The 9146-nt window shown below is 72.6% G+C and carries 8 protein-coding genes and 1 tRNA gene; 6 read left to right on the plus strand and 3 right to left on the minus strand.

The annotated features are described in order from the left end of the window. Positions 1–2566 (minus strand): penicillin acylase family protein (locus tag Q0L15_RS06610; RefSeq protein WP_296603118.1); only part of this gene is annotated, 2566 nt, incomplete at its 3' end. 100 nt (positions 2567–2666) lie between these two features. Between Q0L15_RS06610 and Q0L15_RS06615 the strand changes: the two genes are divergently transcribed. The 3 genes from Q0L15_RS06615 (at position 2667) to Q0L15_RS06625 (ending at position 4045) form a co-directional block, all read left to right on the plus strand. Beyond that, positions 2667–2957 carry an FmdB family zinc ribbon protein gene (locus Q0L15_RS06615; RefSeq protein WP_296603119.1) on the plus strand — a complete coding sequence of 97 codons (291 nt, stop codon included), beginning with the start codon at positions 2667–2669 and terminating at the stop codon, positions 2955–2957. A 68-nt stretch (positions 2958–3025) separates the two neighbouring features. Next, entirely contained in the window at positions 3026–3661 is a 636-nt protein-coding gene (locus Q0L15_RS06620; protein WP_296603120.1) for an SAF domain-containing protein, read from the plus strand. Between the two features lie 9 nt (positions 3662–3670). Further along, entirely contained in the window at positions 3671–4045 is a 375-nt protein-coding gene (locus Q0L15_RS06625) for an MscL family protein (RefSeq protein WP_296603121.1), read from the plus strand. 7 nt (positions 4046–4052) lie between these two features. On the opposite strand, the gene Q0L15_RS06630 is transcribed toward Q0L15_RS06625, so the two are convergent. Next, positions 4053–4238 (minus strand): hypothetical protein, encoded by a 186-nt coding sequence (locus tag Q0L15_RS06630; RefSeq protein ID WP_296603122.1) that lies wholly within the window; start codon positions 4236–4238, stop codon positions 4053–4055. After that, positions 4235–5428 carry an LCP family protein gene (locus tag Q0L15_RS06635; protein WP_296603123.1) on the minus strand — a complete coding sequence of 398 codons (1194 nt, stop codon included), beginning with the start codon at positions 5426–5428 and terminating at the stop codon, positions 4235–4237. Before Q0L15_RS06635 ends, Q0L15_RS06630 begins: the two co-directional genes overlap by 4 nt. Positions 5429–5611: 183 nt before the next feature. On the opposite strand from Q0L15_RS06635, the gene Q0L15_RS06640 reads away from it, so the two are divergent. The 3 genes from Q0L15_RS06640 to Q0L15_RS06650 all read left to right on the plus strand — a co-directional run bounded on the left by Q0L15_RS06640 (position 5612) and on the right by Q0L15_RS06650 (position 9046). Continuing rightward, positions 5612–5687, plus strand: a tRNA-Arg gene (locus Q0L15_RS06640). 163 nt (positions 5688–5850) lie between these two features. After that, complete coding sequence (locus Q0L15_RS06645) at positions 5851–6960, plus strand: HAMP domain-containing sensor histidine kinase (RefSeq protein ID WP_296603124.1); 1110 nt, start codon at positions 5851–5853, stop codon at positions 6958–6960. Between the two features lie 151 nt (positions 6961–7111). Next, positions 7112–9046, plus strand: a complete 1935-nt coding sequence (locus Q0L15_RS06650) for a Calx-beta domain-containing protein (protein ID WP_296603125.1) — start codon at positions 7112–7114, stop codon at positions 9044–9046. Positions 9047–9146 lie beyond the last annotated feature (100 nt).

Consider the following 9146-nt stretch of genomic DNA (forward strand, 5'->3'; position numbering starts at 1 on the left):
GGGTCTCGCCGTCGGCCCAGAGGTCGGTCTGGTCGGTGTAGTGCGCGGCGAACGGATGCCCCGAGACACCGGTCAGGTTGATCCAGCGGGAGGCGTCGAGGTCCGCGAGCGACACGACCATCCGCATGGAGGGGGCGCTCGTGACGGCGTACCCGCGCGCGGCGTCCCAGGCCGTGGCGTCGACGGACGCCGGTCCGCCGCCGACCTCCCATTCGCCGCGGTCCGCCAGCGAGCGCAGCGGCCAGGGCCCGCTGCGGCCCGGGCCGTGCAGCGCGAGACGGTGGAGGTGGCCCCAGGTCCAGTCACCGGGGTCGAGGGCCTGTCGCCGCGTCAGCTCGTCGCGCGCGTCGCGCAGCGCCCGCTCGAGGATGTCGTCGCGCGTCTCCTCGACGTCCTCGGTGCGCTTGTCGTCCCACCAGGGGTCCGTCGGGTGCTCCAGCAGGTGCGCGACCACTGCGATCCAGCGGTCGCCGCCGTCGGGCCACGTGCCCTCGGGGAGGTCGTCGTGGAAGAGGTCGGCGAGCAGTTCGCGCCACACGACGGCGAGGTACGCGCCGGGCGCACTGTCGGCGGACTGGTGGAAGTCCCAGTGCCGCAGCAGCCGCTGGCCGGCTGCGTAGTAGCCGCGCGGCAGGTCGACGTCGAGCAGGTACGGCGTGAGCAGGGGGCCGAGCGGGTCGAGGTCATCGAGCTGCAGCTCGGCCGTGGACCCGACCGACACGGCGCCCGACTCGACCTGGGGCTGCAGCACGTCGCGGATCCGCTGGGCGCGGTAGCCGAGGTCCCAGTCGGCGCCCAGGAAGTAGGGGTAGTCGCCGCCCACGACCTGCTGGTTGGCGGCCACGACGACCCCGTCGCTCGGGTCGAGCAGCCGGGGCAGGCCGTCGAACGGGACGTGCTCGCCGGTCCAGTCGTTCTCCGGGCGCCAGCCCGCTGACGGGAGCAGGCCGTCGTTCCCGGACCGTCGGATCGGGATCCGTCCGGCGGCCTGGTACCCGATGTGACCGGCGCGATCGGCGTACACGAGGCTCTGGGCCGGGGCGTCGAGCGAGGCGGCCGCCTCCCGGAACGAGCTCCAGTCGGTCGCGGTGTCCAGGGCGAGGATCGCGTCCGCGGTCCGCGTCGGGTGCAGCGCGGTCCACTCGAGGGAGACCGCGTAGTCGCCGTCGGGCACACCGTGGGGGTCGTGACCGACCCCGGCGACCGCGGGGTCCACGTCGGAGAGCAGGGGCCCGTGTGCGGTCGAGCGCACCGTGATCGTGACGTCGTCGCCGCCGTGCACCCCGATGGTCTCGGTGCGGGTGCGCAGCGGCAGCCAGCGTCCGTCGTAGCGCCACCGGTCGCCCTCGACCCGCTCGAGGTAGAGGTCGCTCACGTCGGCGGCGAGGCTCGTCATGCCCCACGCGATGTCGGCGTTGTGACCCACCACGATCCCGGGGACGCCGGAGAGCGCGAACCCCGACACGTCCAGCGGGCACTCGGGGGTCACCGTGCGGCAGTGCAGTCCCGTCTGCATCCAGACCCCGGGCACCGACGTGCCGAGGTGCGGGTCGCTGGCCAGCACCGGGCGCCCGGTCGTGGTGTGGTCGCCGGACACGACCCAGCTGTTGCTGCCGAGCCCGTCGCCGCGACCCAGCAGCACCGGCATCCGGTCGAGGGCCGCGCGGAGCCGGTCGAGCGTCGCGGCGGCCCCCCGGTCGCGGACGAGGTACGCCGGGCGCCGCGGGTTGCGGGTCGCGGACATCGTCGCGTCCTGCTCGAAGACGCCGTCGACGACCGCGCCCTGCCCGACGATCGGCGGGTGCTGGTCGACGGGGTAGGCCGGGTAGAGGCTGTCCGTCTCGCGGCCGGTGTGGCCGGCCAGGACCAGCGCACGGTCGATCTCGTCGGTCATGTTGCCGCGCAGGTCCCACGCCATCGCCTCGAGCCACGCGAGCGAGTCGACCGGGCTCCACTCCTCCGGCTGGTAGTGCAGCCCGTGGGCGTTGAGCACGGTGTACTCCGCTGCGATCTCGCGGGGCGGGCGTGACTCCAGGTAGGCGTTGACGCCGTCGGCGTACGCCTGCAGCGCCGCGCGCGTCTCGGGACGCACGAGCGCGAGCTCCTGCTCGGCGACCCGCCGCCACCCCAGCGTCCGCGCGTACGTGTCGCTCTCGACGGCCGACTCCCCGAACAGCTCCGCGAGCCGGCCCGCCGTCTCGTGGCGACGCACGTCCATCTCGAAGAACCGCTCCTGCGCCTGCACGTAGCCCTGGGCGCGCATCAGGTCGTCGACGGAGTCGCCGTAGAGCTGCGGGATGCCGTGGCCGTCCCGCACGACCTCGACGCGACCCTCGAGCCCCGGGAGGTCGGCCTCCCCGGTGGTCTGCGGGAACGGTGCGCGCACCAGCTGGACGACGGTGATGACGCCGGCGAGCAGCACGAGGACGAGCGCCGCGACGACGTACGTCGCGACCCGCGCGAACAGCGGCCAGGCCCGGAACCGTTGCCACGCACCAGCGCGCGAACCCGCCGAGGGTGCGCCCGGTGGGCCGTCCGGTGCGCCGTTCGTCATGGTCGCAGGCATGGTCCGGCCATTGTGCCGTGTCGTATGATTGGCACTCGCTAGGGCCGAGTGCCAAACGCACCGGCGGCCCCGGCCACGATCACCGTCCGGAGGAGTCCCCGTGCCGACCTACCAGTACGCCTGCACCGAGTGCGGCCACGCCTTCGAGCAGTTCCAGAGCTTCCACGACGACGCGCTCACCGAGTGCCCGGCGTGCGAGGGCCGGCTGCGCAAGCTGTTCAACGCCGTCGGCGTGGTGTTCAAGGGCTCCGGCTTCTACCGCACCGACAGCCGCTCGACGAGCTCCTCCGCCGACACCGGCTCCTCGAGCTCGAGCTCGACCTCCACGACCGTGACGACCGAGTCCAAGCCCGCCGTCGCCGCCAGCGCCTCCTCGTCGTCGTCCGACTGACCCGGCGGGCCTCGCGGCCCCTGTGGAGAGCCGGCGCACGGATGGGCGCGGCCTCCTAGCGTCGCGGCATGCGTCGTGACCGCCTGCTCGCGCCCGTCCGTACGATCCGCCGTGCCGTCCTGGCTCGGCGGCGGCTGCTCGCCGCCCTGCTGACCGCGGTCGCGGTCGCCACCGGCGTCCACGCCGCCGCGACGCCCCCACCGGCGACCGTCGAGGTCGTGGTGGCCGCACACGACCTGCCGGCGGGCGTCGTGCTCACGTCCGAGGACCTGCGCCCCGCGGGCTTCGCCCCGGACTCCATGCCGGCCGGGGCGACCGACGACCTGGGCGACACCGTGGGCCGCACCTTGGCCGCCCCGCTGCGTGTCGGCGAGCCGGTGACCGACGTCCGGCTGGTCGGGCCGTCCCTCACCGACGGCTACCCGGGGTTGTCGGCCGTGCCGGTGCGACTGCCCGACGCGGGCATGGCCGACCTGCTGCAGGTCGGCGACGTCGTCGACCTGATCTCCGCGGACCCGCAGGGCGGCGCAGCGACGGTCGTCGCCGCCGACGTTCCCGTGCTCGCGGTGCCCGCGACCACCCCCGAGGTGGGCGCGTCAGGGCTGCCGGGCCGGCTGGTCGTCGTCGGGGCCCCGCCTGGCGAGGTACCCCGGATCGCGGACGCCTCGGCGCGGACCTTCCTCACCGTCGCCTTCCCGGACTAGCGTGCAGGGATGACCGGATTCAAGAACTTCCTCCTCCGCGGCAACCTCATCGACCTGGCGGTCGCCGTGATCATCGGCACGGCGTTCGCGGCGGTGATCGCGGCCTTCACGGCGTGGCTCACCAGCGTGATCCCGGGAGCCGAGGACACGTTCAAGGGCGTCGAGCTCGGCGACTTCGGGTTCTTCCTCAACGCGCTGATCTCGTTCGTGATCCTCGGGGCCGTCGTCTACTTCCTCATCGTGCTGCCCTACACGAAGGCCCGCGAGCGCTACTTCCCGAGCCCCGCCCCGGGCACCCCCGAGGACATCAAGCTGCTCCAGGAGATCCGCGACCTGCTCGCCGCCCAGCAGGGTCGCCCCACCTCGGGCAGCTCCGACATCTAGACGGACATCAGGATCCGTGGTGCGGGGGCACCTGCTCCCGCAGCCACCGATCCGTGGCGGAGTCCTTCTCCGGGGGAGCGTCGTCGCGCTCGTCGCTGGTGGTGTCGGGGAGCGTGTCTCCGAAGACCTCGGCGAGTCGCTTGCGCCGCTCCCAGTCCGACTCCCGGCCTGCCCCGGCACCGGGCTGCGTCATGTGCACAGACCCGCGTCGGCGAGCGCCTGCTTGTCGGCCTCGCTCTTGTCCCCGCCGGACCCGGAGCCCGATCCGGAGCTGGATCCCGACCCGGGCAGGTTGCCGGCGCTGATGACGTCGCTGCTGAGCTTCTTGGTCAGCGGCTCGTCCTTGGCGACCTTCTGCCAGACCTGCTTGGCGTCGGGCTCCTTCCAGACCAGGCGGTTGGGGTCGGACGGGTCCGGGATGTTGGGGATCGTGAGGAACTGGATGTTGTCCAGGCCGATGCCCTTGAACTCGACGCCGAGCTGGGCGATCTTCCACACGTTCTTCAGGCCGGGGTCGACGGTGAGCGACTTCGTCGCCGAGTCCAGGAACCGCACCAGGTGGTCCGGGCGGGCGAGGGTGCCGCCGCTCACCACCTGGTGGGCCATCGATCCGATGAACGCCTGCTGCCGCTTCATCCGGCCGATGTCCGAGCCGTTGCCCACGACGTACCGCTCGCGAACGTAGTTGAGCGCTTCCTTGCCCTTGATCTTCCGCGTGCCGGCGGCGATGTTGATGCCGTGGGCCGGATCGACGATCGGCTCGGGGATGCAGACCTCCACCCCGCCGATCGCGTCGACCATGCCCTGGAAGCCCTCGAAGTCGACGACCACGAAGTGGTCGATCTTGATGTTCGTCAGGTGCTGGAACTGCTGGATGGTGCACGCAGGCCCACCGACGGAGTAGGCCTCGTTCCACATGACGTGGTCGGCGCCGGGGATCGTGTCGCCCTGCTCGTCGATGCAGTCGGGTCGGTCGACGATCGAGTCGCGCGGGATGCTGATGCCGTAGGCGCGCTCCCGGTCGGCCGAGAGGTGGAACAGGATCGTGGTGTCCGACCGCTGGCCGCCGCCGGTGAGGTTGTCGATGTTGCAGCCCTCGCAGTCGCGGCTGTCGGACCCCATCACCAGCACGTTCAAGGGCTCGTGCGGACCCTCGACCGCCTGCTTGGTCGGCTCGTCGGTGAGCTGCTGGCTCACGTCGAGCACGCTGATGTTGCCGTTGAGGTGGCGGTAGAGCCATACCGTGCCGAGCCCGCTGGCCATCGCCAGCACCAGCGCCGAGGCGAGCAGGACCTTCCCGACCGTGTGCCGTCGGCGCGCCTTGCCCCGCCGCTTGGGCAGGCCGGCATCCGGCTGGGCGCTCTCGGGCACAGCGTCGGACATCGGCAACCTCTGGGATCCGGGGCTCGGGGCCGGGTTCGGGGCACGCCGAGCGTAGGTCGGGAACCTTAAGTGTCCCTGTGAGCGCCACTCGGGGACAAAATGAGGCCAGCCGGCGGTCCACCGGTGTGGGCCCTGGCCCGGGCGTGGAACACTGTCCGCCGACGCCCGGCGACGCTCGGGCACGCCCCAGTAGCTCAGTGGATAGAGCAGCCGCCTCCTAAGCGAAAGGTCGCCAGTTCGACTCTGGCCTGGGGCACCACCTCCGGCGTGTGCCTTCGGTGTCTACCTTCGGCTGCGCCACCTCCCGCCCGCGACCCGGCCCGCGCGCGTAGGGTGCCTCCGGGCCCTTGCGCCGCCGCGACGACGCCCCGCGCGGTCGCGGTGGGGTGCCCGCACGGCAGCGACGATCGGGAGGAGCACGCGTGGAGGGGACCCTGTTCGGGCTGCTCCGCTCCCTCAGGGGCATCACCGTCACCGTGATCGACCGGGACGGCCGGTTCGAGGTGCTCACCCCGGCCTCCCTGGAGCAGCTCGCTCTCGACGAGTCTCCCGTGGACCAGGCCGAGATGCTGCGCAAGCGGACGCTGTACGGCGAGGACGGCGTCACCCCGCTGACGCTGACCGAGCTCGCCGGCAGCCGGGCGCTCGCCGGCGAGGTCGTCGAGGACATGCTCGTCAGCGTGCGCGACCCCGACGGCGCGGTCCGCTACCAGCGGATCAGCGCCGCGCCCCACTACGACGAGGACGGCAGCGGACGGATCGAGGGCGCGGTGATCATCGTCCGCGACGTGACCGAGGAGCACGCACTCGCGGTCCGCGAGGCCGACCTCCGCCGCCGCCTCATCGACGTGATCAACCACCAGTTCCGCACCCCGCTGACCTCGATCCTGGGGAACATCGAGCTGCTCGAGGACATGCAGGTGGACCTGCCACCGGCCGCCGCGACCAGCCTCGAGCGGGTGCTGTCGGCGAGCCGCAGGCTGGCCGATCTCACCCGTGCGGTCTCCGAGCTGGTCGACCTCGAGGCAGCCACCCAGGCGGCCTCCACCGACGCCGACCTCATGGACGTCCTGGCGCCGATGCTCGAGGCCCAGCAACGCCGCGGGCACGACCGGGGCGTGACCGTGCAGGTGGACCTGCCCGACCGCCTGACCGCCCTGGCCGACCGCAGCCTGGTGGCCCGCGCGGTCGGCGCGCTGGTCGACAACGGCATCGTGCACTGCCCTCCCGGGGCGCACGTGACGGTGCGGCACGAGCGCGACGACGAGAGCCTCCACCTCGTCGTCGAGGACGACGGGCCCGGGATCCCCGCGGCCGACCGCGAGCGCGTCCTGGAGCCCTTCGAGGTCGGCCCGGACGCCGGCGGACTCGTCTACGGCCGCGGCCTCGGGCTCGCGCTGGCGGCCACGGTCGCCGTCGCGCACGGCGGCTCGCTCGACCTCGGCGACCACGAGCCGCACGGCCTGCGAGTCACGATGTCGCTGCCCCGGCGCCGGCCCACGCCCCGCATCCCGTCCCGGATTTCGGGGTAATCGGACCTAGGAACGGCTCCGCCGGACGCCGGATCCTACGGTCGGACCACGGTCGGACGGATCCGGTGGGCCCGCCCGACGACGGCCCGTGGACACCCGCCCGCGGACGCTCACCCGGTCAGGTGGTCCCACCGGGAAGGGTCCTCGCACCATGTCCGACAGCCGCCTTCCGCACCGTCCGACGCACCCGTGCCGGGGCCTGGCCCGGTTCGCAGCCGTGCCGGCCATGTCGCTCCTCGTCGCCTCGCTGACGACGCTGGCGGCCTCGGCGTACTCCGCCCCCGCACCGTGGGTCGTCATCGACAACGGCGTCGTCCAGCTCGGCGTCAACGACGTGGGTGACCTGAACGTCCCCGCGGACATCGACTCGGCGGGCGGGACCCCCAACGTGGGCCTGCGACTGCTGGCCACCAACAACGAGGCGACCGCCGGCGCCGAGCCCTGCGAGGGCTGGGGCGTGGCGGACGCGATCACCGAGGTCACCGGGTACGCCGACGAAGCGCTCGGCCGGTCGACGAACCTCTCCCTCGTCAGCTTCGCGACGACGGGCCGCTCCGCCGTCTCCACGGTCCGCGTCGGTGACACCTTCGAGGTCACCCACGACTACCACCCCTCGCCGGCGACACCCCAGCTCTACGAGGTCACGGTCACGATCAAGAACATCAGCCACGCGACCGTCGAACCCCGCTACCGCCGGGTCATGGACTGGGACATCGAGCCGACGGCCTTCGCCGAGTACTCCACGATCCAGGGGACCGCGCACGCGGCCGACGTGCTGTTCGCCAGCGACGACGGGTTCGCCAGCCCCGACCCGCTCACCGGACCGAGCTCGATCGACTTCGTCGGGGACGCCGTCGACAACGGCCCCGACGACCACGGCGCCCTGTTCGACTTCGGCTTCCCCGACCTGCCCCGCGGGGCCTCCCTCTCGTTCCAGACCTACTACGGCGGCGCCCCGACCGAGGCCGCGGCGCTGTCCGCGATCGGCGCGACCGGTGCCGAGGTCTTCTCGCTCGGCCAACCCTCGACCAAGGACGGGCCCACGCTGGGGACGCCGAACACGTTCGTCTTCGCGTTCGCAGGCGTCGGCGGCCACCCCCAGGTCCCGCAGGTCAGCCTGACGGCCCCCACCGCCACGGTCACCGAGAACGCCGGCCAGCTGACGGTCCCGGTGACGCTCAACGGCCCGGCCGTCTCGCCGGTCACGGTGCACGCGACCACCTCGAACGGCTCGGCCACCGCCGGCGCCGACTACATCGCCGTCGACACCCACGTCACCATCCCCGTCGGCCACACCCGGGGCAGCGTCTCGATCCCGGTCGTGGACGACCGGACCGACGAGCCCGACGAGACGTTGACGCTGCGCCTCTCGGAGCCGGTCAACGCGGTCCTCGGCGATCCGCGATCGGTCACGATCACGATCGCGGACGACGACCCGCCCGCTCCGACGAACCACCCGCCGCTCGCCCGGGACCAGGCCGTCACCACAGGACAGGAGACCCCGGTCACGATCACGCTGCGTGCGGACGACGCCGACCGCGACCAGCTCACCTACACCGTCGTCGACGGCCCGAGGCACGGCACCCTGACCGGCACCGCGACGAGCGCGACGCGCACCTACACGCCCGCGCCGGGCTACTCCGGTCCCGACACGTTCACCTTCCGCGCGAACGACGGGCACGCGGACTCCAACGTCGCCACGGTGTCCCTCACGATCACCCCGACGCCCGCCCCCTACGCGCTCAGCGGCCACGGACGCATCTACGCCGGGCACCACCACGGACGGGCGGGCTACAAGTTCGACTTCCACGCCGAGCGCTCCTCGACGGGCACGCTGTCCGGTCTGGCCGGGGTACGCACCCCGCGGGGCTGGTTCCGCGGGCAGCAGGTCACCTCGCTCGCGGTCACGGGCGACAGCGCGGTCGTCGTCTACCAGGGCACCTTCCGGAGCCGGTACGGCTACACGCTGACAGTGCGGGCGACCGACGCCCGGACCGACCGGATCACCTTGGTGGTCACCCGAGGCAGCACCGTCGTGTCCTGGCTGAACGGGAACGTGCACAACGGGAACATCACGATCCCCTGAGACGTCAGGCGCGGGATCCGGTCAGGTCACGGTCAGGTCAGCGTCTCGAACCGGATCCCGGCCGCCTGGAGCCGCGTCAGCAGGTTGTCCCCCATCGCCT

It is taken from the genome of Nocardioides sp. (assembly GCF_024509035.1).
Taxonomy (GTDB): Bacteria; Actinomycetota; Actinomycetes; order Propionibacteriales; family Nocardioidaceae; genus Nocardioides.